The following is a 26,570-nucleotide window of genomic DNA, read 5'->3' on the forward strand; positions in this document are numbered from 1 at the left end:
CCGTAGTATAAACAGCGGGATCGCCATGGGCCGGAACATCGAGCCTCGCGATGACAGAGTGGGATAATCTCTTGTGGGAGAAAAATATGCGCGGACTTAAAAATTTAATTATTCTCGCGGTTATTCTGGCGGTTCCCGGCATTTCCGCAGCCGCTGATCTTACCGCTCAGGGTATATCCATTCTGGACGGCAACGGAAATTCCAGGGCTACATTTTCAAACACGGAATCCCTTATTCTCCGCCAGCAGGTCAGGAACGACACTTTAAGCAAAGGCATGATGATACGGTTCAAATTTTTTATCCTGAACCCGGCCGGAGCGGTTGTGTTCACCCATACGGGAAACGCCGCCCCCGGCACTCCCGGAACCGCCCAGACCCAGATTTCCGGCATCTCCATACCTTCCTTTTATAACGTGCCGGGCGTATATGTTTACAGGGCGGAGGCGGATCTTGACACGGAAATCGTGGTACAGGAGGTAAAGTTCACGATCTCGTCTCCCAATATAACCCTTATCTATCCGCCCTATGGGGCGAAAGGGCTTTCCGACAAACCTCTGATTTTCCGCTGGATCGCCAGCGGCGCGAGCCGCTACAGAATAACGGTTTCAGATAACGCGGGGCTTTACAATCCCGCGCATCAGGGCGTAAACTCCGGAGAAGGCTTCTATACCTACCCTGAAACTTCCACCCAGCCCCGGGAAGAGCTGGTGCCGGAGCAGGTTTATTACTGGAAGATAGAAGGGCTTGATGCCGCCGGCAATAAACTATCCGAGAGCGATATCTCCAATTTTTCGCTGAAGTCGCAGGTGTCCAGCCAGACACGGGACGTGGCGGTCAGCGCACTTGAAACGACCACGCCCGAAAATGATTTTAAAAAACCGATGAATTTCAAGGCGACGCTTTCAAACACCGGGAGCACGAATGAAACTAATATCACGGCCAAACTGACGCTGGGCGGACTGCCCGCGCAGGATTCGCCCAAACAGGTTGCGTTCATCAATGCCGGCGAAAAGAAGGAAATCCCTTTCACCGCCTTTGTTCCCGACGGGCAGGATACGGCGCTTGCGGTCGCCTGTATTGACCTTTTTGACGATAATATTCCGGACAACTGCAAGACCTTGCTGATCTCCAGGAACATCGGGTTGCTGTCCGGAACCTCAAACGGGGCTTCCGGCGGCGGGGCGAAAGAAATGACATTCGAAGAGATGTATGACGCGATCCTTCAAAAACTGGGCCCCGACGCGCTGAACGCGCTTGACGGCTATACTTTTGAATCCATAGCCTGTCCTAACTGCGCGCAGGGGGAGTTGGGCGGCCTGGTACAGTCCTTAACGACCGGGGATGCGGGCATCTCAAACGCCTCTTTAGAGGGGGCCGCGCAGGCGGCGCAGCCGGGGACGGGCCAGGGAACCGCGCCGGCGCAGCCTTCCGAAGACGCGGCCGCCGGATACCCTGACGAACCGGACCTTGAATTAGCCGGTAAACTGTCACCCCAGGAGATGTATTACGCGATCCTTCTCAAACTGGGCCCTGACGCGTTGAACGCGCTTGAAGGCTATACTTTTGAATCCATAATCTGCGCTGACTGCGCGCAGGGTGAGTTGGTCGGCCTGGTGCAGTCCTTAATGAAGGGCCAAGCGGGCATCTCAAACGCCTCTATAGAGGGGACCGCGCAGGAGCCGCAGTCAGCGGCGGGCCAGATAACCGCGCCGGCGCAGCCTTCCGAAGACGCGGCCGCCGGATACCCTGACGAACCGGACCTTAATATTCCCGGCGCAAAAAACCCCCAGCCTCATACCGAAGCGACCGAGCAGAAAACCGGGACAGACATTGAGTGGAGCGGATTTTCCGAGGCGCTGCCTTCCGACGAAGGCAGGACTTATGCCATCAGGACAAAGAAAGACTGGCAGGAGGTATGGAAGCTCCTGTCCAACGAGAACACTCCCGAGATAGATTTTAACGCCAAAACCATTATCGGAATTATCACGGGACGGAAAGACAGGGCCGAAACGGTAAGGCTGCTGGGCAGAAGAACTAGCGACGAGGGAATAGTGTTTGATTATTACGTTGTGGAAGTTCCGAAAGATACTACAACTATGTTCTCCGCTTATGTCTTCAGGGCGGTGGACAAATTGACCGAAAAAGTGGAGTTCAAAAGACTGGATGTGTCTAAGCAGCAGTAAGAGATTACAGCGATGCACAGGGCGATTACAGTGATCAATGTTCCTGCGACTTTTAGAGCGGGAACTACTTAACGGAGGTAATATGAAAGTAAGAGGGGTGAAACTGTTGGTTGCGGGAGCGCTGGTTTCCGGTTTGTGCGCGAGCGCTTTCTGCGCCGGGAGCCTTAGCGCGGTAGTGGTGTTTGTTAAAGGGGATGTCCAGGTCAAGCGCGCCGGCGAGAAAGAATACGCTGAGATCAAGGTCAATGACATGCTCAACTCCGGGGATGGAATAAAGACCGGGGCGGCAAGTCAGGCATCCGTTGTTACGAAAGGAGGCGCCGAGGTGAGGCTCAATGAAAATTCCAATTTTGAGATCTCGCCCAAAGGCAAACTCCGGGAGGTGATTAACCTCGCCGTCGGCCAGGTTTGGACCAAGATGCTGCATAAGATGGCTAAACTTAACGTAAGAACGCCATCCGCCGTCTGCGCGGTGCGCGGCACCGAGGCCGACATAGAACAGCGGGATCTTCTTACCGTGAAGGTCTATGAAGGGCATGTGGATGTCGGAAATGCCCTCGGCAAACAGGAGCTCAAAGCCGGACAGATGACCACCGTTGCCGGCGCCAATGCCGCGCCGGGAGCGGCCAAGCAGATGAGCGGCGGAGATATGGGCAAGTGGCAGGAGGAGATAAGCGTAAAGGACTACGATAAATTCTCCAAGCTGCTCAAGGACCGCAGCGAGAGCGAAAAGAAACTCAAAGTCGATATCACGAAAGGCAGCCAGACCAAGGAAGTGGACATAAAGCTGAAGAAGAAATAAAGCAGGGTATAGGGGTTAGGGTATAGGGTAGAGAATAATTATAAATTCTTTGCCCTATATCCTGTTGTTTGGCGGGACCCCTGAAACCTTTACCCGATTTGTTCTATTGCTGTAATCTCGTCTTTGGAGGAGTTATGAAACTTTACAGGGTAATGGCGCAGTTTAGCTGCTCTGTTTCGTTAATTCTATGCTGTTGCCCTTTCGGTTACGGGGCGCAGTCTTCCGCGGCGCAATTCCTGAAACTCGGCTTCGGGGCCCGGGCGCTCGGGATGGGCGAAAGTTTCGTCGCGGTGGCGGACGATATTTCTTCGGTCTACTACAATCCCGCGGGGCTCGCGCTTAAAGGCGGAGCGAAAGAAAAAGAGTTCCTGTTCTCCCACGCCTGGCATATCCAGGATATGGGAATCTCCCAGCTGGGCTTTACAAAAAGGCCTTACGGCTTCGCTTTGACATATTTTTCGGCCGGGGAGATAGAAGGGATGGACAGCAATCAGACCCCGACCGGGAATTTCACCGCGGAGGACCTCGCTTTTTCCGCCGGCTACGGCTTTGACGTTAACGCTCTGCATTTGGGCGTTAATGGCCGCTATATCCACCAGCGTATAAAATCAAGCGCCGCCAGCGCCGTTTGCTCGGACTTCGGCGCGCTTTATCATTTTGACGGCACGCCTTATTGGGCAGGGGCGTCTGTTTCCAATTTGGGCACTAAGATAAAGTTCGTCGACGAGAGTTTCCCGCTGCCGCTTATCTACAGGCTGGGTGCCGCAGCCGATTTCAAGGGGCAGAAACTGCTTTTAGCCCTTGAGGCCGATTTTCCGAACGACTCAGGCGCGGCAATAAGGGCGGGGGCTGAATACCGGGGTGTGGACAATGTGGCCTTTCGCTTAGGCTATAAAACCGGATCTTCCTCGGACAGGGACGCGATACTGGGCCGTGAACTTGGCAGCTCCTCCTCGGGCGTTTCCAGCCTTTACGGGTTTTACGCCGGGGTGGGCTTTAATTACAGAAGCTTCGCGCTGGATTACGCGTTCCTGCCTTATGGGGAGCTTGGCAATTCCCACAGATTTTCAGTGGGTGTTAAATTCCAGTGAAGAGATTACAGCGATAAAATGTCTGGTATTGCGAGCCGAAGGCGAAGCAACTCCGCTGTGGCTATCTGCCGGCCAGGACCTTTGAGGCTATAAGTTCCGGACTTTTTCAGAATGGTATAATGGCGTTTTATGTATAAAATATTATTCGCCGGGATTTTGCTTCTGCTCCCCGGCAGCCGCGTTTTCGCGGACGACTCGGCGGCTCTTCAGTTCACCGTGGCCGCGCCCGACCCAGTAATGGCGGGCGACGAGGTCAAGCTTCAGACGCTTGTCGTTAACACCGGCCCCTCCGCCTGGGTTAAAGGGACTTATTACTGGGCGGGCGAAATATACACCATTGAGGGGGAAAATCACAAATTTCTGGCCCAAACGGAAACTGTTTCCCCGCAGGAAGATGTCGCCCCCGGCACGGCTCACGGCGCACAGCTTTCTTTCACGGTGCCGGAGAACACGCGCGGAAGCCTGCTTTACCGCGTTTTCCTCATAAAAGACGGCAAGCGTATCGTGGAAACGGACTATAAAAGCTTTCAGGTTATCGAAAAAGAATTCCACCCTCCCCCGCCCCAGGACTTCAAGATAGGCGGAGACGTTACTTTCAGTTATAAAAATTCAAGCGCTGACGAGTGGAAGAAACACCAGGGCATCACCGCCGCCAACATCGTGGGCAAGGTGAAGAAATCTTCTTTCCTTTTCAACACCTATATAGTGCACACCTACGCACGCCCCATTAACCCCCTCATAGTGCTTCTTAATTATTACGCCCCCTGGGGAACTTTAAGCGTGGGGGATATTTCCCCGTCGCTCACGCCGCTTTCCATGGATGGGCAGGGCATGAGAGGCGTATCGCTGGACCAGACCAGGAATAAACTCTCCTGGACCGCGCTTGCGGGCAGGATAGTGGCGCCGGACTCCCCAAAAGCTTTCAATACCGGCAGATTTGCCAGATATACCGGCGGGCTCAAAGCCTCTTATCAGGCCCGGCCCAATCTCAAGATTTCCCTTAATTCGGTACTGAGCAGCGATGATCAATATTCCATTTCCATAGATACGAGCGCAAGCACCCTGAAACCGCAGCAAAGCGTTGTTTACGGTACGCTTGTGGAATGGAATTTGCGCAAACAACTTACCTTTGCGAGCGAGTATCAGCTGAGTTCCCATAAGCCGGATCTCAGGTCAAACCTCAGGGCCGAGAGCGGAGGCGCCTGGAAGCAGGAGCTTAAATACAGGGGGGGGGTAGCCACCGCCCGCGCTTCGCTTGCAAGGGTCGACCCCAAATTCGCCTCGTTCGCAAGCCCCTCCGTCATATCGGACCGCGAAGTGCGCGAGATAGAACTGGGGCTTTATCCAGCGGACTGGACCACTTTTTCGATGGGCTTCAATAACTACGCGGACAACCTCAAAAACGATCCCGCCAAAACCACAACGAACCAGACCCAGACCAGTTTTTCAAATACCCTGAAAGTGTTCGGCCATACCATGATCAATAGTTCCTATCTGGTCAACGCGGCCAAGGGGAAACCGTCGACGGTGCAGAACAACCAGACCACCACGCTTAATTTTTCCGTGCTCCAGCCGGTTAACGCTCACACGCTGAATCTGGGGCTGCAGACAAGCGGTTTTAAGGACAAAACGCATATCTCCCATGATCTGGACACGACCCTTGTTTCCTTAAGCGGCGCTTTTAAGCTGAGCGACAGGCTTTCCATGTCTACGGGATTTGTCAACTCGAACACCAAGGATAAATTAGACTTCACCACCTCTAAAAACAACACCATAACGGGAAATTTTACCTATACTATGCCCCGCCGCGCCATGGCCGTTCAGCTTTGGACCACCATCTCTTCCAATAAAAACAATTCGCCCGCGCTGCCCGGCGATTCCCACTCGCTTTCCGTGAATCTGGAAACCGTGTGGCTGAAGAGCCGGAGTTCCAAATTCACGTTCGGCGTCGGCGGTACTTCAAAAAAAGACAAGGTAAATCCCGCCAACGGCTCAAACGCGATCAACATACTCACCAGATATAATTATTCGTTCTAAGGAAGAGATTACGGCGATAAAATAAAACGATTACAGGGATAAGATAAGAGCCGGGTATTGCATCCTTTCCCCGAATATTATTTCCGTGATCGGTCCGCTATTGTGATCAGACTAGCCTGAAAAATTCAATTGAATTTTTCCCTTCGCGGTGCTCAGGTGCGCTTCGCGCGGCATACACCCTCGCAAATTCTGCGCGCAATGCGCTTGATTTGCGACCCGCAAAGCGGGGGATCCTGGCCGTCTGATGGCCATAGGCCTTTGTTACGGCACCTGCGAAAGCATTGCATATTTTTGTTCCTTATGTTTTCAAATGAGAATAACCTTGAACTGCAGGATTCAGGCTAGCGGGAATTTTCCAACAGACACGGATCAACCCCGCTTTTTTCGTTTTAACGGTTTTTTTGTTTTGGTTTGTCCGGGGGGGGAGGCTTTATCAAGAGCTTCCAGATAATCCTTTAATTGCGCGTCGCCGGGCGAGAGGTCGTAGGCTTTCTGCCAGGCCGCCCTGGCCTTTGGATAATATTTAAGCTGAATGTAAGCCGAACCCAGCCGTTTGAGGGAGGTTATATCTTCCGGTTCAAGTCTGAGGGCGCTTTCAAGCTCTTTTACGGCCAGATAAAATTTTGAGTCGTAAATATAGTGCAGGGCTACATCTTTTTTATTCTCCAGAACGCTTACATTCGGCGGTTTGGTATCGTTTATTTTTAATTGGGGGGTTTCTTCCTCAAGCGCGGAAATCATGCGGTGGAACCTGCCTTCTGTCGGCGAAAGTTCAAGGGCGTAGCGCAGGGCGTCGTAAGCGAAAAGTGCGTCCTCTTTCTCGCTCAGCCAGGCGGAAAGGCCGTCCGAGGCGATATTCCATGGTTTTGTGGATGCAGGCTTTATAGGCGTTATGGCCGATACTATCCGCAAACGGCCGTGAAGTTTCTGATAGCCCTGGTTGGTGGGGTCGGCGACGAGCATATTTTCCGTTTTTGCCAGAGCGTCGGCGTAGCGGCCTTTCCTGATAAGCGCGTAACAGACGTCTTTCATGCCCACGGAAGATTTCGCCATCTTTTGCCGGGCTTCTTCTATCATATTGCGGGCCGTCACCTGCTTGGGGTCGGCTTTGATCACCAGGTTCCAGTAATCCATGGCTTTCTGGTAATTCCCGGCCATATAAAATCCGAAAGCTTTGTCATAATATTCGTGCATCTGCACGGCCTGCGCGTCCGGCGTGCCGGAAGGCGCTTCGGCTGCGATTGCGGAAGCCAACGGCAAAAATATAGAAATGAGAATAAGCTGTCTCATGTCTTTTTTTCTCCGTTTTCCTGCCGTATTATGATTATTTCTATCCTGCGGTTTTTGGCGCGGCCGCTCTCGGTATCATTGGGAGCCAGCGGTCTGAATTCCCCGTAGCCGAAGGCTGAAAGATACTGCGGCGGCACCCCGTTTTTTATCAGGTGATTTATCACTGAAAAAGAGCGCATCAGCGAAAGCTGCCGGTTTGACGCGAATTTTTTGCCGAGCATTCTGGCCGCATCGGTGTGTCCTTCCACGGTCACCTGGTTTTCCATTTTTATCAGGCTTTTGGCCACCTGGCTGAGCGCGGTTTTGGCCGACTCTTTAAGCTGGTCGGAGCCGGAGTCGAACAGCACGGGCGAGGAGAAGGTAAGCTTTATGCGCGAAGTGGTAACTTCCACGCCCAAATTCCCCGCCTGTATCTGTTTTTTCAGGTCTTCCTCCACCTGCCTGGTGGCTTTCATTTCTTCAACCTTTTTGGCCGCACTCTTTACGCCAAGCTCTTTTTGCAGCCCCGCTATGGCGGCCTCGTAGTCGGACTTTTTCATATTAAACGAAAAACCGTAAAGGGAGAGAAATAAAATCACCATGACCGTCATCAGGTCCGCGAAGGGCACCATCCACAGCTGGGTATTGTTTTTTTTAACGCTCATTTTCTTGAAACTATTATTTCTATGCGCCTGTTCAGCGCTCTGCCTTTCGGCGTGTCGTTTAAGGCCACGGGGCGGTACTCCCCGTAAGCCGCGCAGATCATTCTGGTGTTGGAAATAGCGAATTTAGCCGCCAGAAAATCAGCCACAGCGGTGGCCCGCGCGGAGGAAAGTTCCCAGTTGGTTGAGTAATCGCCTGAGCGTATGGGCACATTGTCGGTGTGGCCCTCGATTATTATGTCGTTCGGGAGACGCGTCAGAACTTTAGCGAGCGCCCCGAGTATCCCGGCGGAACTTGTATTAAGCCTGGCTTTGCCGGAAGCGAAAAGAACCGGCGCCGCAATGTTTATTCTTATCTGTTTCTCCGTCATCTGCACTTCGGCGGCATTCTTCAGTCCGGCTTTTGCCAGTTCCTCTTCCAGGTTTTTGGCCATATCCTGTTCCCTGTACTTTTGCACAACATTTTCGGCCTTCCTCGCTTTCTGGGCTTCGGCATGTTCCTTGTCGAAGCCGTTCATGAAAATGGTTTTTGCCTCGCTCTCCGGCTGTATATTGAAAACGTACAGTATCAGGAAGAAGAGCATGAGGTTGGTCATGATATCGGAAAGCACGATCAGCCAAAGGGGATTCTCAACGGTTTTTTGGCCGGTATATCTGCTTAGAAAGGATTTCATTATTTTTTCGTTCTGGCCTTGCGCCTGAGTGCCAGCGACAGGAAGCCCTCAAGTTTTTTTGAGACCAGCCAGGGCACGTCTCCGTCATAAATAGAGAGCACTCCCTTCGCTATCATCTCGCGGCTGAGAATATCCTCTTCGGAATAAAAGCCGAGTTTGCTCGCTATGGGCAGAAAAATGAAATTGGCGGAGAAAATGCCGTAGAAAGAGGCGGTCATGGCTATAGCCATGGAAGAGCCCATCATCTGCGGGTTTGAAATGTTCCGGAGCACCTGTACCACGCCGATGAGCGTGCCGAGAAGTCCGAAAATGGGGGCGAAAGTTCCGGCGGAGGTGAAAATATTGGTCTGCTGCTGGTGACGCAGGCGGGTGGTGTTTATGTCGTGCTCCATCCTTTCGGACAGGATGTGAGCGTCCACCCCGTCGATCATCATCTGGCAGGCGTCAGTCAGGAACGGATGGGGGGATTTCGAAAGTTCTCCAGCCAAAGATCCAATTCCCTTTTTTTTGCTGACCTCCGCGAAATAAACCATGGCCCGTATCAGGTCTACGATGGGCGGGCGCTTCGGCGGGAAAAGAACAAGCCGGAAGGAGGAGGTTACCCACTTGAGCGCCGCCCAGGGATAGGAAATCATGATCGAACCAAGCGTGCCCCCGAAGATGAGCACTATGGCTTCCCAGTTAAGCAGAAACTTTACCATGCCGCCGGCTGAAAGCACAAATACTATAACCCCTATGCCGATCGTGGCGCCGAGTACTGTCATTAGGTCCATTGTTTTTTACCTCCGGTTAGGGCCTGAAAAATCAGGGTTTTGGGACGGTTGGCTGGGCCGGCCGGGCAGACTGCTGGTTAACTGGCGGCTTTGTCGCGGCCTGTGCGGGGATGGCGGCCGGTTTTACAGCCGGGTGTGAAAGCGTATCGGCATGCGGGCGGGGAGCGGAATTCTCCGCGGTCATCAGGCCTTCCTTTATCATCTGTCGCAGCGCCTCCACCACCTTGGCCCGTTCAGCTTTGTAGGCCGCGGCAGGCATGACACGGGTGAGTTCCAGTTCCTGCCGGAAGCGTTCCTGCATACCCGCGCTGAGTTTTGTCAGGAAGCTTTCCGCATAGTTTGAACCTTTTAAAGCCGCCGCCATAACGCGCATCGGCACGCGGCGCGCCAGCATTTGGGCGTGTACGTTTTCAAGACGCGCCACATCCGCCAGCCTTACTACGGAGGATTTCACCTTTATTGAAAACAGGGGATTAAGCCTGGCAAAATCCGTTATGGCTTTATCCTGCACGGTCTCGTCAAGAGTTTCCATTATGCCGAGTGTCTTATCCTCTCCTCCCACCACGTAGTCAAGCGCCGCCCTGATCTCCGCCTCAAGGGCGCGTATGCTTTGCTCGGGCATGAGCGTTACTTTCGGCAGGGCGGCCAAAGCCTGCATGCTTCTGGGATACAGCGCCTCGACCAGTTTTACCGAGACATCTTTCGGGGCGTAATTCAGCACTATCGTAAGGTCCTGCGTTGTTCTTGTTCTCATTAAAAATATCAGGTTTGAAATGTTATCGGCGGACAGAAATCCGAAAAGAGGCGTTTTCCCGCCCTGGGCGGACTCCTGCGCGGCCGCAGATTGCGTTTCCATAACTTCCGCCTCGCGCTTTTCTTCGTAACGCTGTCCCTCTGCTTGTGAGGTCTGGGCGTTTTGGGCGGAAAAAGCCGCGACAAAAGCTTTCGCCGAGCGCGACAGCGGAAAGAGGAACACGAAAATAGCCAGCAGCGTCAGTACCGCAACCAGCATGATCCACGTCACGTTCCAGAGATTCGGGGGCACAAGCAGATCGCTTGCTGTGAAAGGGCGCGCTTTCCTGAAATTCATCTTCTCGATGGTTATCAGGTTTTCCCGCTCCGGCGGCAGACCGAGCAGCCCCGCCGTAAGTTTTCGGGCCAATTTTGTATCCTCTTCGGAGATGGTTTTGTCAAGTATAAGGCTGGCGGAAAGTTTCTTTAACATGGTCAGCGTGCCTGACAGAGAAAGTTCGCCCATCTTTTTCTCTTTTGGAATACCCGGCATGATTTCAACCGGCGCTTTTTTCTCCTGTTCCTGCAGTTCGGCCGAGATTATAACTATTATGTCCTCCGTGCCCAGCGCTTCGGACAAGACCATCTTCAGCCTTTTTTCGAGTGAGTTCTCAAGAGCAAGTTTGGCTTCAAGCGCGTTGCGGCTCTCCGCCTGCGCCCGGACGGATGAAACCGCGCAGAAAGTAAGCGACAGCGATAGTAAAAAAAACAATGATCTTTTCATTAGTGGCGTGCCCCCAGCGTTTAAACAGTCAATAAATAATTATATTATTATTGCCTTGTCCGGCACAATTAAAAAATTCGGCCGGAATTTGAGAGATTCCAACGATAGAGAGCTGATTGCGGAGATGGAAAAGGGAACAATATGGGGATAATCCATGCTCGTTTATTTTGTTGCCATTCTAATCTATTCATAAAATCCGCAATCCGCGGGCTTGGAAATCGCCTTGACTATCGGAGCGGTCATTTAATAGGATTGTTTCAATTGAAAAATAAAACGGTGTTACGGAGGCTTATGATGCGTAATAGGTTATTTGGGGTTTTGGCTTGTCTCGGCCTGGTTCCATGCGCGTTCGCGCTTGACGGTAATATTACCTTTGATCAGCCCGGCAGCGTTTCAAAAATGGTCAGCCAGCTTAAAGCGGCCAATCCGGGCGCGGAAATAATCCCGCTGCCGCAGGGTATGGCAAAAGCGGATAAAGAATGGACCGTAATGGTCTATGTCAACGCCAAAAACAATCTTGAGTCATACGGCCTCAAGGATGTTAACGAGATGGAAATGGTGGGCTCCGACGCCAAGGTAAACATTGTGGCGGAACTGGGCCGCATTAATGGCTATTCCACTTCCGACGGCGACTGGAAAACCACGCGGCGCTATCTGGTCCGGAAAGACAATGATATTTCAATAATCTCTTCCCCCGTAGTGATGGAAATAGCCAAGACCGACATGGGCGACTGGAATCACCTGGTGGAATTTACCAAGTGGGCCATGACCGCTTATCCCGCGCGGCATTACGCGCTGGTGGTCTGGAACCACGGTTCCGGCTGGAACAAGGACCTTGCCTTTGAATCCGATAAAGGCATTTCCTACGACGATGAGAGCGGCAACCACATAACCACTCCCCAGCTCAGACAGGCCATGGAACAGATAGGTAAAATTGATATTCTTGGGATGGACGCCTGCCTGATGCAGATGGTTGAGGTAGGCTATGAAGTAAAGAACTACGCAGATTATATAGTCGGCTCCGAAGAAACCGAGCCCGGCGACGGCTACACCTATAACACCTGGCTGGAGCCGCTGGAGGCAAAGCCTGCTATGCCTGCGGCGGAACTTGCCACGGCTATGGTTAATTCCTACGGCGACCATTACCAGAGTGTAAATCAGCAGGCCACGCAGTCGGCCATTAAAACCGCGGCGTTCGATAAGTTCACCGCGCTTATAAACGACTGGGCCGCCGAGGTAATGAAAGCCGGCGAGCTTGCCAGCGCCAAGAATGCCAGGACCAACGCCCAGGCGTTCTATTATTCGTCAAACAAGGATGTCTATCACTTTGTTAAACTTGTGGACGACGCGGCTGTAAGCCAGGCGGTTTCGGCCAAGGGCAAAACCCTGCTTGACTTCATAAAGAGCGATGTCGTAATAAGCAACCGTGCGGTGGGCGCGAAGTATGCGAACGCCACAGGGCTTGCCATCTACATCCCCACCTCTTACACCTCTTCTTATGACGCTCTGAAATGGGCGGCCGACTCGAATTGGGATGATTTCATAAAGTGGATAAAATAAAGCAGGTATTAACGATAAAGTCCTAAAAAAGGGCGGGAGGCAACTCCCGCCCTTTTAATTTCCCGGCTTGCGGAGTCCGGGCAATTATTCATCTCGCAGTCTGCGTACGGAGTGTAACATTTTAGACATTGAAAAAAGTAAATGCGGGTGTATACTATTAGTGGCGGCGAAGCAGAACTGCGCCTGCCGGTTTTTTTATGGTTAAAACTGCGTATATAAAGGGAATATCGCGGGCCGCCGTTCTTTACGGCATCCTGTGGTGCTGCCCGCTCCCTGCCGAAGCCGGGGCCTCCGTCGGGACCACTTCGGCAAATTTTCTGAAAGTCCCGGTCGCCGCCATTCCCACCAGCCTTGGGGAGGCCTACACCGCCATGGTGGGGCCCGATTCCATACTTTATAATCCCGCTGGTTTGGGATTGCTCAGTTACAGCTCTTTTTCCGGTTCCCATAACCTGTATATTAACGGCGTTACCCAGGAGTATGTGGCGGCCGCTTATCATGCGACTTACGGAACTATCGGGTTTGGCTTTTCGTCTCTTTCCAGCGGAAAGATCGACGCTTACGATGAGAATGATATGCTCATCGGCAAAACTTCTACGTCCCACCAGCTTTGGGTATTATCTTATTCCCAGTCCTGGCCGCATTTTAACGAGGATATAGGCATGCTTGACCCCATGCTTATCAGCCCCGACTGGATCAGGGTGGAACCTGTAAGAAAATACCGCCCCAAAGCCTACAGGCTTTCATTGGGGGCAAGCGTCCGGCAGATCAGTGAAACTCTGGACCGCTATAACGCTAAAGCTTACGCTTGCGATTTTGGCGTTCTGCTGGTTCTGCCCCATCATTTCCACCTGGGCGCTTCGGCCTTAAACTTCGGGGGAAAACAGAAATTCGTTCAGGCAAGCTCAACTTTGCCGAGCGAACTGCGGGCCGGTCTTGCAAAAGACTTTCATTCCAAAAACGACACAATAGTTTTCACCCTGGCTTCGGATCTGATAAAGTATTCCGACAGCGCCGGCTTAAGCGCCACAGGGCTTGAAGTGAATATCCTCCAAATGTTTCAAATGCGCCTTGGCTATAAGACGCAAAAAGATTCCGGTTCCCGCCTGAGCGCCGGGATGGGTATGAATTTTGACCGTCTTTCCGATAAGACGAGCATCCTGCGCGGGGTCAGACTTGATTATTCCTACATGGACTACGGCGGCCTTGGCGCTACCAGCCGTATAGGTGTGCAGTTTATCTGGTAAGCCTGTGGCAGCGGATAGCGAATAGCGGCGGAGTTCCCTATAAACAATCCGCTGCTTCGCTATTCGCAATTCGTATCCCCGGCATTTTTGTATAATTTAACAAATGGATATCAATAAGTATCTGGCGCGAAAAGCGGCGGCCGTGGACGGCGCTTTGCCCGGGTTTATCAACGGTCTTGAAACTTCCCATCCCAAATTAAAAGAAGCCATGCTTTATTCGCTTTCCGCGGGAGGAAAGCGGCTGCGCCCCGCGCTTTTGGGAGCGGCTTACGAGCTTTACGGCGGTAATTTCCGCGACGTGCTCCCTGCCGCCTGCGCGCTTGAAATGGTGCATACCTACTCGCTCATACATGACGATCTGCCCGCCATGGACGACGATGATCTGCGCCGGGGCAGGCCGACGAATCATAAGGTTTACGGCGAAGCTCTTGCCATACTCGCCGGCGATGCGCTGCTTACCGACGCTTTTTCTGTTTTAGTTTCCCTTTCCGGAAGTGCAAGGCGGGCAAAAAAACCGGCACGCGGCGTTAAAAAAGAAAATGTTCTTAAAGCCGTTGCCGTTCTTGCGCGTCACGCCGGCGCCTGCGGCATGGTTTCAGGCCAGGCCGCGGATCTGGAAGCGGAAGGGTTTAGGTCCGCCGGAAAAATGACGCCCGCCGTCAGGAAGAGGGGGGCAAACCTCCTCGCGTATATTCATCTTCATAAAACCGCGGACCTGCTTATGGCCTCGGTAGAGATGGGGGCGGCGCTCGCGGGGGCTCCCGACGGGGATTTGAAGGCGCTATCCGCTTTCGCGCGTAAGATCGGCCTGTGTTTCCAGATAGCCGATGACATTCTTGACGTTACAGGCGACAAAAAAAAACTGGGCAAGAACGGCAGCGACCGGAAAAATAAAAAACTCACCTGCGTTTCCCTTTTCGGTCTTGAAGCGGCCGGGCACAAAGCCGAGGCGCTTATGTGTGAGGCGAAAGCGGAGCTGCGCCGCCTTTCCCGGCCGCCGGAGAAGGTAAAAATACTTTCAGAAATAGCCGAATTCGTTTACAGACGGGAGAGTTAAGCTTGGAAATCAGCATTACGCATTAAGCGCGGTCCTTACAACCCGTTGCCTGCAGCTTGTGATTTGCGCAATGATGGAGGCTGTATTCATGAAATACCTGCCAAATATCCTGGGACCTCAGGACCTTAAAAAACTTCCGCCTGAGGCGTTGGATGCGGTGGCCGCAGAAATAAGGGAAACCATCCTTAATTCCATCAGCAAAACCGGCGGACATCTGGCTTCAAGTCTTGGCGCTACGGACCTGATAGTGGCCCTTCATTACGTTTATAACTCGCCGGCGGACAAAATAGTTTTTGACACCGGGCATCAGGCCTATGCCCACAAACTGCTGACCGGCCGCCTGGAAGGGTTTAAAACCATACGCCAGAAAAACGGGCTTTCCGGGTTTTTAAAACGCCATGAGTCTCCGCATGACGCCTTCGGGGCGGGACACGCCTCAACGGCCCTTTCAGCGGCCGCGGGCATGGCCGCCTCAAGGGACCTTGCCGACTCCAGGCATAAGGTCGTGGCTGTGGTTTCAGACGGATGCATGACCGGCGGCATGGCTTGGGAAGCTCTGCAAAATATCGGTCAGTCCGGCACCGATCTGCTTGCCGTGTTAAATGACAACCAGATGTTTATCTCAACGCGCGTAGGGCGGCTCGGGCGGATACTGACCAGGCTTCTCACGCTCGGCACGGTGCAGAGCGCGGAGCGCAAGGCGGAGGTTTTTCTCAGCCGCTTCCAGTTCTGGGGCAAGAGCATACTAAAGGTGGCAAAACGCACCAGGGTTTTGCTTTTCCCGGGCATGACCTTTGAGGAAATGGGTTTTACTTATTTCGGGCCCGTGAACGGTCATAATATCAGCGAGCTTACCGAGGTGCTGGGCTATGTAAAAGACATGAAGGGGCCAGTGCTGCTTCATGTGGTAACCAAGAAAGGCAAGGGTTATGAGCCCGCCGAAGAGGAGCCTACAGAGTTCCACGGCGCCCCTGTTTTCAACCTTGAAACGGGCGAAGCGAAAAAGGCGTCCGCGTCCGCGCCCTCTTTTACAAAAGTCTTCGGACAGACCATTGTCCGTCTTGCGGAAAAAAACCAGAAAATCTGCGCTATCACGGCGGCCATGCCCGAGGGCACGGGCCTTGATAAATTCCGGGATACTTTCCCAAAACGATATTACGACGTGGGCATTGCCGAAGAACACGCCCTTACCTTCGCGGCGGGGCTGGCTGCGGACGGTCTCAGGCCCGTGGCGGCCATTTACTCATCTTTCATACAGCGGGCCTTTGACCAGATAATGCATGACATCTGCCTGCAGAAGCTGCCTGTGGTGGTAGCCCTCGACCGGGCGGGGCTTGTGGGGGAAGACGGCCCCACTCACCACGGTGTTTTTGACCTGTCGCTTTTTCGGATGCTGCCCGATATCGCCGTAATGGCGCCCGCCGATGAAAACGAGCTGCAGCACATGCTTTCAAGCGCTTTTGGCTACAACATGCCCGTTGTGATCCGCTATCCGCGGGGACGGGGCTTCGGAGCGGAGATGGACGAGGAGTTTAAAAACTATCCTCTGGGGAAAGGCCGCTGGTTTTCAAAAGGCGGGGATATCAATATACTTGCCGTAGGGAACCGTGTCCACCCGGCCCTTGAAGCGGCGCGCCTGCTTAAAGCCAAGGGGATAGACGCGGGCGTGGCCGATATGCGTTTTATAAAACCGCTTGACCTGGACCTTTTGAAAGAGGCCTGCGGCCTTTGCGGCCGCCTGGCAACAGTTGAGGATAACGCTTTGTCCGGCGGTTTCGGCTCAGCCGTGCTTGAGGCCATGAACGCCGCGGGCTTAACGGCGCAGGTTCTGCGCATCGGCATCCCGGACAATTATATTGAGCAGGGTAAACCGGACGAGCTTTACGCGGAATTGGGTCTGGACGCCAACGGGATAACGGCCGCTGTCACGGACTGGCTTTCTCGGTTTGGTACCCAGGCCGCTTGTGCCGGGAACGACTCTGAATAAGATTACTGCTGGTTCGCGTGCTGTGCATGCCGCTAACAGCCGCCAGAGGCAACGCGGCACGCTGTGCAGTGCGAGCGGGGTTTTAATTCCTCCCTCTCCTCAAGGAGAGGGAACAGGCCAACACCCCTTCCCAACAGTTGAGGGGACACCGCAGTGCGGTTTCCCCTTGGCCTATGTAGGGATTAAAAAGGCGGAGCGATATTGAATCAGTAGATGAAATCGCGAGCCGGGGCCGCGAGTTCAACCGATTGACGGCGAGGTTGAAACTTGTGGCCGACAATAAGGAGAACACAGTGCCGACAAAAAAACAACTCATAAAACAGGCGTTTGCCCTCAAACGTTCCCACGCTTACAGAAGGGCTTACGCTGACGCCGATTTTTTAAGCAGGAACGAACTGCGGCCGGTGCGCCTTCAGCTTGAATTGCTGAAACCCGAACTATATCTTGCCGATCACAATGTCACCGATACCGTGGTGGTTTTCGGCAGCGCACGCACCTGGGACAAGCCGGAGTCGGAAGAACGGATAATTGAACTGCAGAAGCTGGTAAAACGAAAACCCAAAGATGCGGAACTGCGAAAAAAACTCGCCGCGGTAAGACGGCTGATGAGTTCCGTAAAATATTACGATGAGGCGCGCAACCTTGGAAAAATAGTCGCCGAAAACAGCCTGGACGGCAGAAAGTTAATTGTCGTAACCGGCGGCGGCCCGGGCATAATGGAGGCCGCCAACCGTGGGGCTTATGAGGCGGGGGCAAAAACCGTAGGCCTTAATATCACGCTGCCAAACGAACAGGCGCCAAACCCTTACGTATCGCCCGAATTCTGCTTCCGCTTCCATTACTTTGCCGTCCGAAAAATGCATTTTGTAATGCGGGCCAGAGCCCTTGTGGCGTTCCCCGGCGGATTCGGCACGATGGATGAGCTTTTTGAAGTGCTTACGCTGGTTCAGACCGGAAAAAAACGCCGCCTTCCCATAATCTTAATGGGGCGCAAATATTGGGATGATGTTATTAATTTCGCGAACATAGCGAAATGGGGCTATATCGCGAAAGAGGATATTAAACTCTTTCATTATGCTGAAACCGGCCGCGAAGCCTGGAACATAATAAGCGGGTTTTACAAGGAACATCCTCTTGTTTCAGATTCCGTGACAGGGGAATCAGGGAAATTCTACTAGGAAAGGCTTAAGGCTGAAGGCTGAGGGCTAATTGAGCATGGGGGATTGGTGATTGACAAGGTTGAAACAAAACTGGCGCTGGGTCTGGCGGCCGTAACTGTCTGTCTGGCGCTTGTCCTTTGCGGTCTTCTAGCCGCTTACCCGCTGCCGGGCACTTTTGAGGCGCTTTACCCTGCAAATAATCCGGGTGTGCGCAACGGCATGTTCGCGGCGCCTGTCTGCAACGGAGTTCAGTGCCATCTTTGTCCTTACAATTGTTTCCTTCCGGAAGGGGCGCGCGGCCGCTGCCGGGTGCGTATTAATTACGGCGGGCGGATAAAAACCCTTGTTTATTCAAAGCCTGTTTCAGTCCACCTTGACCCCATAGAAAAAAAGCCGGTCTATCATCTTTACCCCGGCTCCCTGATCTATTCGCTGGCTACTCCCGGATGCAACCTGAAATGCAAGGCCTGCCAGAACTGGGAAATATCCCAGATCTGGCCTGAGGAAGCGGCCCGCTCGTCGCCGGTGCCCTCGGCCCTGACGGTAAAAACCGACGCCTCAGGCAGAGTTTACGGGGAACTGGCGCAAAAAGAAGTTTCCGCTCTTTCTCCCTCGGACATCGTGTCCTTCGCGCTCGCCACCCGTTCCAAAGCCGTCGCCTACACTTATTCCGAACCCGTGATTTTTTATGAATACATGTATGACACGGCCCGCTTTGCCAGGGAGAAAGGTCTTAAAAATGTGATGGTAAGCGCCGGCTATATCAACCGCGGGCCCCTGCTGGAGCTGCTGAAATACATGGATGTGGTTAAAATCGACCTTAAGGGCTTCAGCCCGGAGTTTTACCGCGCTTATGTGGGCGGGCGCCTTGAACCGGTAAAAGAAACGCTTCTGACTTTGAAAAAAAGCGGCGCCTTGTTTGAAGTGGTAAATCTGGTGGTGCCGGGCCTTAACGACGACGATAAAAGCCTTGACGAAATGATCGTCTGGATAAAAACAAACCTTGGCTCCGATACCCCGCTTTTTTTCTCGCGCTTCATGCCCAATTACCGGCTTGAAAATCTGGCGGCCACGCCGGTTGAAACGCTTACCCGGGCGCGCGCCGCGGCCCTTAAGGCGGGACTGAAATATGTTTATGTGGGCAATGTGCCCGGCCACGAGGGTGAAAACACCTACTGCCCGAAGTGCGGCCGGGTGCTGGTGCGGCGCTACGGCTATGCCGTGCTTGAAAACCTGCTGTCTTCGAACGGCGGCCGCTGCCCCTACGACGGCACAAAAATACCGGGAATATGGTGAACAGCGAATAGTACCCTTTTAAAAAAGGCGGAAAATGGAGGCAAGTATGGAAATTGGAAAAGAACTTCTTACGATAGTAGTGCAGCGCAAGGACGGAGACAAAGCCCTGGATGCCGCGTTGAAGGGGGGCGCTCCGGGGGCCAGCTATTTTTATGGAAGGGGGAAGGGCGTCAGGGAAAAACTGGGATTTCTGGGCAGTTTCATCGAAGCTGAGAAAATGATAATAATGATAGTGACTGAAACCGGGAAGGCAAAATCCGTTTTGGATGAAGTGGTTAAACAGGTGGGTATAAACACACCTGGCAAAGGCTTCGCGTTCGTTCAGAAAATAGACCATGTTACGGGTTTTTATATGGGGGACAGTAAATGAAATTTCTGATTCCTCTTCTGTTGCTCGGGGCGGGCTCTTTCGGGATGACCTCTCTGATGATGAATCAGCTTATGGGTTCCGTGACGAAAACGGCGCAGACGTACCAGAAAAGCATAGACAGCCCGCTGGCTGCTTTGGAAGAAATCAGGGGGGGAGACCAGGACTTGTCCGACGGCGACGATACCGCGGAGGTTAACCCTAGACAGGCCGCTTTGCAGAAATTGGTAAAGGGGCTTGGCAAAAACCGCGGTTTCGGTGAATTCGGCGGGAAAAAACATGGCCGGCGGCTCCTGCCCAAAAGTAAAGGCTTTATGTCGCAAGCCGGAGAATCGTTTAGGAAAAATAAAAATGCCGTGCTGCCCATGATATGGTGGGGTGTGCCGCTTATTTTGATGGTGCTTACGCTGTTAGGCATAGTTTTTTTTCATTATGCTTTTGCAAGGCTCTTATGCTCCTGCACTTTTAAATTCTGCACTCTTACGCTGACCGTGCTGTCGCTGGGTGTTTTGGCCGCCGCCATAGCGGGCAAGCCTGGCTTTATCGTTGCAATACCGCGGGATATATGGTTCGCTCCGGTCCTGTTTATACTGGGCTCGGCCACGGTGATTAGGATCATAGACATGAATTACCCCATCTGGAACGAGGCATTGAAAGCTTTTGCATTTCCTATCCTCAGTTCAGTCGTGGTGATGGCCTGGACTTATTTGAAGGGCAGCTGAAAAGTCAGCGGCCATGAAAGCGGCTATGAAAACTAAAATCTGGTTTTTTGTTTTTACCATTTCTTTTGTCGCCTGCGATGTTTCTGCCCGGGAGGCGGCGTTCGCGGGTAAATTTTATCCGGCGGACAAGGCGGAACTGACCGCCTTTGTCGATAAGGCTCTGGCCGCCGCTCCGGCTCCCAAGGCGGATTCAAAAGTTATAGCGATTTTGGCGCCTCACGCCGGCTACCCATATTCAGGCCGCGCGGCCGCTTATGCCTACAAGCTCACAGCTGACAGTTATGACCTGGTGGTAATTCTCAGCACGGCTCACACTAAGTCGGTTAAAGGAGCGGCCTTGCTCGCCTCCGGCTTTTACGAAACACCGCTCGGGCGCGTGCCGGTAGATGAAAAACTTTCGCGCGAGCTTATAAAGGCGGACCCGCTTTTTACCGACGACGCCGCGGCTCACTTAAACGAGCATGCCGTTGAAGTGCAGCTGCCCTTTCTCCAGCGCAGACTGAAAAAACCGTTTAAGCTTGTGGCCGGCGTGATGAATTCCGAAAACCTTCCCGACCTGCTCAAAGTCGGCCGGGTGCTGGCCTCAAAACTCAAAGGCCGCAAGGTATTGCTTGTTATTTCTTCCGATATGTCGCATTATCCGGAGCATGAAACGGCCCGCGCCGTTGACCTTACGCAGGCGCTTGCCCTGCAAACCATGTCGCCGGAATATTTTCAGCTGACCGGCATGGCTTTAATGTCAAAAGGCGTGGCCGGGCTTGAAACCTGCGCCTGCGGCTCGGCCGCCATAACGGCCGGGCTTGAGGCCGCAAAACAGCTTGGGGCGGGGGAATTTGTGAATCTGAAATACGGAGATTCCTATGACGAGGCCCCTGAAATTTCGGAAAAGGGCAGGGTGGTGGGTTACCTCGCGGGCGTTTTTATCGCAAAACCAAAAGCTGAACCGTACAAAATAAAATTTGACGCCGGACGCAAGGATCTGCTGCTTAAAACGGCCAGGGCGGTTATTGCCGAGGTGCTGGCGGGTTCAAAGCCGCGCGCGGAGCTTGAAAAAACGGATTACGCTTTGAATCTGCCCGCGGCCGTTTTTGTGACGCTTACAAAAAGCGGCGCGCTCCGCGGCTGCATAGGCACGATTGAGCCGCAAATGGCGCTGCTGGACGCCGTTAAGTACGCCGCGATATCGGCCGCTTTCAGCGACCACCGTTTTGAGCCGCTTACAAAAGAAGAGCTGCCGGGCATAAAAATAGAGATTTCCGCGCTTTCGCGCTTAGAGCGGGTTGCTTCCGCCAAAAACATAACTCCGGTCCGCCACGGCGTGGTGGTCCGCAACGGCGGCCAGTCGGGCCTGTTCCTGCCGCAGGTTTGGGAACAGATTCCGGGAAAAGAAGATTTTTTAAGCGAACTGTGTTCCCAGAAAGCCGGCCTGCCGCGCGATTGCTGGAAAGACCCCAAAACGGAACTCTACACCTTCACCGTAGAAGCCTTTAAGGAAAAATAATAATTGTAAAGAAAGGGAGCCAGTGGATTTTCCGTGCGCTCCAAGACCGGGTTTTATCGGGAAGAAGGCTGGGGTCTTCCGCCGGTTCCGGAACTCGGCAAAAAAACAAGGTTTTTTGCCTCAAACATCCTCGCCGTCCCTGAGGGATACGCTACAGACCCCGGCCTTAAAACTCTCAAAGGAGCGCGCAGAAAACCCGCTGGCTCCCTTGTTTATATTACATGTCCCCACCCTTAATATCGGTACAGTGATAATTACCCGCCCAGTGGAAAACTTCGCAAAAATTTATAAAAATACCGCTGATTTTTGCAGAAAAGGTACAGGAAAGGTAGACGCTACCTTTCCTTTTATGTACATGCCTTTTAACGGCAGTATTTTTTGACCGCGTGTTCTGCCCCCGCGTATCCCGATATAAAAGCGTCCTCCAAGTCTTCGCAGGCGCTCGTTCTGTCTTTCAGGTTTAAATATGAAACGCCGCGGTTAAAACGGGCTATGCTGTCGTTAGGGTTCAGTTTTAATAAATTACTGAAATTATCAACCGCTCCGGCGAAATCGCCTGTTTTTACCATAAGCGCGCCCCTGTTGTAGTAAGCTTTGGCAAATAATGGATTCACCAGGATAGACTTGGTAAAATCCTGCATAGCTGATTCCACATTGCCCGACTCGTAATACGCCCAGCCTCTGTTATTGTACGCTTCAGCATATACAGGGTTCAGCAGGATAGCTTTAGTGTAATCTTGTATAGCTGACGTCCTATCGCCCGATTCGTAATACGCCCAGCCTCTGTTATTATACGCGTCAGCATATGCGGGATTCAGCAGGATGGCTTTATTATAATCTTGCATAGCTGCTGCTTTATCGCCCAATTCGTAATGCGCCCAGCCTCTGTTGTTATATGCCTCGGCAATTGTCGCGTCCATGCTTATAGCGCTATTCAGATCCCGCAGCGCGTCCTTGTATTCGTTAAGAATAGTGTAAACACATCCCCTGGCCGCTAAGGCGGCGGCAAAGCGGGGGTTGTATTCCAAGGCTTTGGTATAATCCTGCAGCGCACCGATCATGTCCCCTTTCCTGTATTTAACGTTGCCCCTTATCCAGTAGCCGTGATGACTATTGGGATACTTTTTAATGACATCGGCAAAAAGAGTTTCACCGTCTTGCCACGCTCCTATGCGCTTCCAGGCATGGTACGAAAATATAATTATTGAAATATACAGCCCGGCTATGACAAGGTTTTTTACCTGTTTTTTTTCGATATCCGAAATCCATTGCCCCGCGATATAAAATAAACCGATGTAAGGCATGTAGGTGTAGCGTTCAGCCGTGACGGCGATGCCGACGGGAATAATTTGCAGCATAATGGAAATGGTCGTCAAAAAAAAGCAAACGCCGAACGCTATTTCCTTTCGTAATGAATTGGGCCTGAATAAAAGCCAGGCAATGAACGCTAAAAAAGGCAAAGATGCGTAGTACTGCCAGGGCAGCGCTCCGCCTTGAGTTCCGGGATAATAGTGCATGACCGATAAACCGAACGGAACAGCCGACTTTACAATGTAAAATGCAACGGCATATGTAAAGATGAATATATTGTCGACCAGCCCGTAATGCAAAGAAACGTAACTGAGCGCGCCTCCGGCCTGCTGCGAAAGTATCGCCAGTGTTCCGAAAAGCAGCGACAGGAGAAAAAACGGAATTTTTTCCAACAATAGCCTTCTGCCGATATTTCTTCCTTTATAAACATCGATCGCGATCAAAAGCACGGGCAATGTAACCGCCGCGGATTTGGAAAGAAGCGAAGCTGAGAAAAACAATACCGCTCCCATAAAGTGCTTAACCCGATAACCGAGGTCGATGTAACGCAGATAGACAAGCAGCGATAACAGGTAGAAAAATGTATACAGCATGTCTTTCAGTTCGGAAACCCAGGCCACTGATTCCACGTGCATGGGATGTACGGCAAATAAAATAGAAACCACAAGAGCCGCAGGTTTTTTGCCGCTTAACTTCCTGATAAATTGAAAAACAAGCCATGTGTTTATCAGATGCAGCGATACATTCAGCAGATGATAGGGCATGGGATTTATTCCGAAGCATGTGTATTCGGCTAAATATGCGAGCATGGTCAGCGGATGGTAGTTGCTGTTGTAAAAAGTGGTGAAAATCGCTTTAATGCCGTTCACGCTGAAATTCCTGATAAACGGGTTTTGCAGAATGTACATATCGTCATCAAGACCGGCAAAACCATTGTGAAGCGCCCTGAAGTAAATTAAAGCGGTAAATGCCAGAACCGCCATAGGCGCCCATTTCTGAATAGCGGTAAAAACTTCTTTTTTCCACGAACGGGGTGCTGGCTTTGCTTTTTGATTTATGTTTTTTTTGGGATTATCGGACAGATGTGCAGTAGACATATGGGTTGTCAGCGCGGGTTCCCTCGTCGCCTGAAGTTTCCGGAAGCCCTTGAAATCTGTAAAGGCAAGCCGCTACCGACTATAATACAAAAAATTTGAAATCCTGTGATCAAGGAGCTGCCGGTCTTTCAGCAGTCCCGAAATAATATTTGCCGTCTATGATTAAGGCCAGAAGCGCCGCCGCGGCCGATAGGATGAAAGCGGATGTCAGGCCCCATAGCGGCACGGCGAAGGCCGAGGCCGCAAAAGCCCCGAGCGCCGCGCCCGCCAGGTCGCGCGCGTAAACGCCGGGCCCTCTCTGCGGATTCAGGGCCGAGGCGCATGAAAAATACCAGCCTGAGATCGCGCCCGCCGCCGCCAGCGCTGCAACGGCGCAAATGAAAACCGTGTTAATGCCGCAGGAGAGAGTGTTTTTTACGACCGCCGCCGCTAAAATTGAAAGCCCCAGCGCCATAAATTCCGCACGCACCAGCACGGTTTCGCGCTTTTTGAACGGCGTAAGCGCGCCCAAGGCCGCGCCTGCCATAAAAGCCGAAAACAGCGCACCAAGCTTCCAGGCAAGCTGGCCGGTCAGCGTCTGAAAAACCAGGATCAATCCCGCTTCAAAAGCCATTCCCCAGAAGCCTATCAGCAAAGAAGATGCCCCGGCTGGTTCCTTCCATGTTGCCGAGGACCCGAAAAGGCCGGCGAACGAAACAATAAGTATAAGCGCCGTAAGCGCGAGGCCTAAAAGCATAGAGGGCGTTGCCACCATGGCAAGCCACAGCCGCCAGAAGTAGAAATATGAAATGGGGTCCATGTCCGAGTTTACCCGAGGGTTCTTTATTTTCTCAAGCGAAGCCTGCGCCCATCGGGCGCGATAGGGGTCAAGCAAAAAAGGAAAAGCGCTTGGCACGGCGTTGCGGTTCTTCAGCTTTCTTGCGGCGTAAGCTCCTGTCATGGCCGAGGGGTCCAGGTTAACCGGTTTGGCTGAAGCTATTATCGTCAGCCTGTTCGCCGCCGGTATAAGCGTAATATTTCCAAAAGCCCCGCGCGCGGTATTTATCAGGCAGGCGGCCAGATAGCCCTGCTCCGGTGAAATATAATTTTCCGAGAAAGGCAGTTCAAAAACAAGCAGGCCGTCAGGCGTTAATTTTTGGGCGGCAAGGCGGAAAAATTCCAGCGTATAAAGACGGTTTGCCGCCGCGTTTACGGGGCCGCCCGAGGCGAGCATTATGGCCGTGTAACTGTCGGTGGAAGAGGCCAGCAGCCGGCGGGCGTCTTCGTTCGTTATTTTAACGGCGCCGGGTTTTAAGGTCAGTTTGCCAAGTATATACTCCGCTCTGAAGCGATCCGGCTCCGCTACTTCAAGAACTCCGGGTTTATGCTTAAGCAGTTCCTGCGCCGCAAAAAAAGCTTTTTCACCGGCTGCAAGTATTTTCAGCGGTTTTGCCCGCGCAAGCAGCGGCAGGGCGAAAGTTTCATAAGTTCCGCTTTCATCGGGCAAAGCGGCAAGCAGCGCTCCGTTTTCTGTGATCTCCGTGACGGCGCCGGAAGCGGCGGAAACTGCCAGGCGGGAGCCGGTTGAATTAAACACCTCCGCCGGCCGCGCTCCGCCTTTAAGAAACACGCTTCGCGCATCGCCCCGCCAGAAAAAGGCAAGCACAGCCATTGTCGCGGCTAAAGCCAATATTTTAAGCGGTTTGACAGACTTGCTGGCTGTTATTTGCGACTTGTGGGCCTGTAACAGCGCCGCCGCGGCAAGTACCCCGCTACAGGCTGACGTCAGCCTGAGCGGGCTGAAACCCGGGAAATAGCGCAAATACAACAGGGCGCAAATTCCGGCCAGCGCCCCGCCTGCCGCCTCCGCAGCGTAGAAGGGAATTCCGCGCTTGCGCAGACTGGCGGCCGCAGCAACGCCTCCGGCGAGTCCCGCCGGCATGGTGAGCAGAAGAGTTCCCGCGATCATTTCGAAGAAACCCGGCATAAGGCCTGTTTGGGCCAGCCGCGCGGCCTGCCTTGCGGCCAGCATGCAAGCCGGTACGGACAGGGCAAAAAAGGCGAAAGAAAAAGCCGCGGCGTTTTCTTGTTCAACAAGGGCGTCAAGCCGCCTGTTTTGGCGCGCGGCCCTGATGCCGGCCCCGGTCCAGAAAAGCCAGAAAGCCAAAGCGCAGGCTATGGAAAGTTCGTGCGCCGTGAAGAGAAAAGATATTTCCCGCAGCAGCAGCGCTTGCGAGAGAAGGGCGAAAAAACCGAAGATAAAAAACAAAAGCATATAT

Annotated in this window: 20 protein-coding genes; 13 read left to right on the plus strand and 7 right to left on the minus strand. The window is 52.8% G+C overall.

The window, feature by feature from the left end; all coding sequences use genetic code 11:
* Positions 1 to 86 precede the first annotated feature (86 nt).
* The 4 genes from NTX59_11375 to NTX59_11390 all read left to right on the plus strand — a co-directional run bounded on the left by NTX59_11375 (position 87) and on the right by NTX59_11390 (position 6,113).
* The gene (locus NTX59_11375; protein ID MCX5786278.1) at positions 87 to 2,183 is read left to right on the plus strand and encodes a hypothetical protein; all 2,097 of its coding nucleotides are present in this window, start codon (positions 87 to 89) and stop codon (positions 2,181 to 2,183) included.
* 82 nt (positions 2,184 to 2,265) lie between these two features.
* Positions 2,266 to 2,985 carry a FecR family protein gene (locus NTX59_11380; protein MCX5786279.1) on the plus strand — a complete coding sequence of 240 codons (720 nt, stop codon included), beginning with the start codon at positions 2,266 to 2,268 and terminating at the stop codon, positions 2,983 to 2,985.
* A gap of 134 nt (positions 2,986 to 3,119) precedes the next feature.
* A complete protein-coding gene (locus NTX59_11385; protein ID MCX5786280.1) occupies positions 3,120 to 4,076 on the plus strand; it encodes a PorV/PorQ family protein in 957 nt (318 codons plus the stop codon).
* 129 nt (positions 4,077 to 4,205) lie between these two features.
* The gene (locus NTX59_11390; GenBank protein ID MCX5786281.1) at positions 4,206 to 6,113 is read left to right on the plus strand and encodes a hypothetical protein; all 1,908 of its coding nucleotides are present in this window, start codon (positions 4,206 to 4,208) and stop codon (positions 6,111 to 6,113) included.
* 369 nt (positions 6,114 to 6,482) lie between these two features.
* Here the strand turns inward: NTX59_11390 and NTX59_11395 are convergent, their stop codons facing one another.
* Genes NTX59_11395 through NTX59_11415 form a run of 5 tightly spaced genes read right to left on the minus strand, consistent with a single transcriptional unit; the run spans position 6,483 to position 11,007 of the window.
* Positions 6,483 to 7,403 carry a tetratricopeptide repeat protein gene (locus NTX59_11395; GenBank protein MCX5786282.1) on the minus strand — a complete coding sequence of 307 codons (921 nt, stop codon included), beginning with the start codon at positions 7,401 to 7,403 and terminating at the stop codon, positions 6,483 to 6,485.
* A complete protein-coding gene (locus NTX59_11400; GenBank protein ID MCX5786283.1) occupies positions 7,400 to 8,047 on the minus strand; it encodes an OmpA family protein in 648 nt (215 codons plus the stop codon). Before NTX59_11400 ends, NTX59_11395 begins: the two co-directional genes overlap by 4 nt.
* Positions 8,044 to 8,718, minus strand: coding sequence for an OmpA family protein (locus NTX59_11405; protein MCX5786284.1), 675 nt, complete (start codon positions 8,716 to 8,718; stop codon positions 8,044 to 8,046). Before NTX59_11405 ends, NTX59_11400 begins: the two co-directional genes overlap by 4 nt.
* On the minus strand, positions 8,718 to 9,491 hold the full coding sequence (locus tag NTX59_11410; protein MCX5786285.1) for a MotA/TolQ/ExbB proton channel family protein: 774 nt from the start codon (positions 9,489 to 9,491) through the stop codon (positions 8,718 to 8,720). Before NTX59_11410 ends, NTX59_11405 begins: the two co-directional genes overlap by 1 nt.
* Positions 9,492 to 9,522: 31 nt before the next feature.
* Positions 9,523 to 11,007 carry a hypothetical protein gene (locus tag NTX59_11415; GenBank protein ID MCX5786286.1) on the minus strand — a complete coding sequence of 495 codons (1,485 nt, stop codon included), beginning with the start codon at positions 11,005 to 11,007 and terminating at the stop codon, positions 9,523 to 9,525.
* A gap of 291 nt (positions 11,008 to 11,298) precedes the next feature.
* Between NTX59_11415 and NTX59_11420 the strand changes: the two genes are divergently transcribed.
* From NTX59_11420 to amrB, 9 genes are all read left to right on the plus strand, one after another.
* Positions 11,299 to 12,567 carry a clostripain-related cysteine peptidase gene (locus NTX59_11420; protein ID MCX5786287.1) on the plus strand — a complete coding sequence of 423 codons (1,269 nt, stop codon included), beginning with the start codon at positions 11,299 to 11,301 and terminating at the stop codon, positions 12,565 to 12,567.
* Positions 12,568 to 12,764: 197 nt separating this feature from the next.
* Positions 12,765 to 13,814, plus strand: coding sequence for a hypothetical protein (locus NTX59_11425; protein ID MCX5786288.1), 1,050 nt, complete (start codon positions 12,765 to 12,767; stop codon positions 13,812 to 13,814).
* A 103-nt stretch (positions 13,815 to 13,917) separates the two neighbouring features.
* Entirely contained in the window at positions 13,918 to 14,871 is a 954-nt protein-coding gene (locus NTX59_11430) for a polyprenyl synthetase family protein (protein ID MCX5786289.1), read from the plus strand.
* Positions 14,872 to 14,959: 88 nt separating this feature from the next.
* The gene (gene dxs / locus NTX59_11435) at positions 14,960 to 16,858 is read left to right on the plus strand and encodes a 1-deoxy-D-xylulose-5-phosphate synthase (GenBank protein ID MCX5786290.1); all 1,899 of its coding nucleotides are present in this window, start codon (positions 14,960 to 14,962) and stop codon (positions 16,856 to 16,858) included.
* A 293-nt stretch (positions 16,859 to 17,151) separates the two neighbouring features.
* Positions 17,152 to 18,036, plus strand: coding sequence for a TIGR00730 family Rossman fold protein (locus tag NTX59_11440; protein MCX5786291.1), 885 nt, complete (start codon positions 17,152 to 17,154; stop codon positions 18,034 to 18,036).
* Between the two features lie 48 nt (positions 18,037 to 18,084).
* The gene (amrS, locus tag NTX59_11445; GenBank protein MCX5786292.1) at positions 18,085 to 19,314 is read left to right on the plus strand and encodes an AmmeMemoRadiSam system radical SAM enzyme; all 1,230 of its coding nucleotides are present in this window, start codon (positions 18,085 to 18,087) and stop codon (positions 19,312 to 19,314) included.
* Between the two features lie 46 nt (positions 19,315 to 19,360).
* A complete protein-coding gene (locus NTX59_11450) occupies positions 19,361 to 19,684 on the plus strand; it encodes a P-II family nitrogen regulator (GenBank protein ID MCX5786293.1) in 324 nt (107 codons plus the stop codon).
* Positions 19,681 to 20,403: a hypothetical protein gene (locus NTX59_11455; GenBank protein MCX5786294.1), complete on the plus strand. Its 723-nt coding sequence runs from the start codon at positions 19,681 to 19,683 to the stop codon at positions 20,401 to 20,403. The genes NTX59_11450 and NTX59_11455 overlap by 4 nt, the downstream gene beginning before the upstream one ends.
* A 25-nt stretch (positions 20,404 to 20,428) precedes the next feature.
* Complete coding sequence (gene amrB, locus NTX59_11460) at positions 20,429 to 21,904, plus strand: AmmeMemoRadiSam system protein B (GenBank protein ID MCX5786295.1); 1,476 nt, start codon at positions 20,429 to 20,431, stop codon at positions 21,902 to 21,904.
* A 362-nt stretch (positions 21,905 to 22,266) separates the two neighbouring features.
* Here amrB and NTX59_11465 read toward each other — a convergent pair whose 3' ends face one another.
* Together NTX59_11465 and NTX59_11470 are read right to left on the minus strand one after the other, a co-directional pair.
* Positions 22,267 to 24,312, minus strand: coding sequence for a tetratricopeptide repeat protein (locus tag NTX59_11465; protein MCX5786296.1), 2,046 nt, complete (start codon positions 24,310 to 24,312; stop codon positions 22,267 to 22,269).
* A gap of 109 nt (positions 24,313 to 24,421) precedes the next feature.
* Positions 24,422 to 26,566: a hypothetical protein gene (locus tag NTX59_11470; GenBank protein MCX5786297.1), complete on the minus strand. Its 2,145-nt coding sequence runs from the start codon at positions 26,564 to 26,566 to the stop codon at positions 24,422 to 24,424.
* Positions 26,567 to 26,570: the final 4 nt, after the last annotated feature.

The sequence above is a fragment of the Elusimicrobiota bacterium genome, assembly GCA_026388155.1.
In the GTDB taxonomy this organism is placed as follows: domain Bacteria; phylum Elusimicrobiota; class Elusimicrobia; order Elusimicrobiales; family UBA9959; genus UBA9634.